This window comes from Halomonas sp. 707D4 (assembly GCF_024158685.1).
Lineage (GTDB): Bacteria > Pseudomonadota > Gammaproteobacteria > Pseudomonadales > Halomonadaceae > Vreelandella.
This window is the reverse complement of sequence record NZ_JAMZBD010000752.1, coordinates 1-1,039: the sequence shown is the minus strand read 5'-3', so window position 1 is coordinate 1,039 and position 1,039 is coordinate 1. Positions and strand designations below refer to the sequence as shown.

Below are 1,039 nucleotides of genomic sequence, written 5' to 3'. Positions count from 1 at the left end.
CGCCAGGTCACCGCCGACACCGCCCCGCCGCTGCTCGGCGAGCACACCGACGGCGTACTCGAGGAGATCGGCATCACGCTTGAGCAGCGCCAGGCGCTGCGCGAGGCGGGCATCATCTAGCCTGGCTTTGCATACCTTCCCCTTGCGCCCGTTTCAGGGCGTTTTTTTCATCACCGGCACGAGAACATTTGTTAAAAGCCTCGAGCCTGGATAACGCGTGGCATGTACGCGCCTGCAATGGGCGACTAGACTGAGCCGACTAGTCATAAAGGACTAGCCGACAGGCGCACGCCAGATGCGCCATGAACATCAGCATCACGGGCTTGAACAACCAGGAGTTTCCATGAGCAATTGCGCTCGGGTAGAGGGGCACTGCAATCGCTGCGAAGGCGAGTTGCCGTTCGAGTTCACCATGGCATTCCAGCCCATCGTGGACTTGGCGCACGCCAGGATCACCACGTATGAGGCGCTGGTGCGCGGGGTCAACGGCGAGTCGGCCTGGAGCATCCTCTCCCAGGTGACCGAGGGGCTTCTGTACCGCTTCGACCAGGCCTGCCGGGTGAAGGCGATCGAGATGGCCAGCGCTCTGGACATGCAGACCGATCTGTCGATCAACTTCCTGCCCAACGCGGTCTACGAGCCTCACGCCTGTATCCAGGCGACACTCGAGGTGTCCCGGCGCGTAGGCTGGCCCATCAACCGCCTGGTGTTCGAGATCACCGAAACCGAGCGGGTCAGCGATCGCCAGCACTTGACCGACATCATCGACGCCTACAAGAGCATGGGCTTCAAGACCGCGCTGGACGACTTCGGCAACGGCTACGCCAACCTGGACCTGCTCACCGACCTCGCCCCGGACAAGCTCAAGATCGACCGCGAGATCGTCATGAACTGCGACCGCGACCCGCGTCGCCAGGCGCTCTTGAAGGCGGTGGTCACCCTGGGCCGCGAGCTCGGCATCAGCCTGATCGCCGAAGGCATCGAGACCGAAGCCGAGGCGCTGTGGCTCGCTCGCGCCGGCATCACCCGCCAGCAGGGC

General features: G+C 63.6%; 1 protein-coding gene. It reads left to right on the top strand.

What is annotated here, in order from left to right; all coding sequences use genetic code 11:
• Positions 1–343 precede the first annotated feature (343 nt).
• On the top strand, positions 344–1,039 hold a 696-nt coding region (locus BIS11_RS18450; protein WP_253586846.1), incomplete at its 3' end, for an EAL domain-containing protein.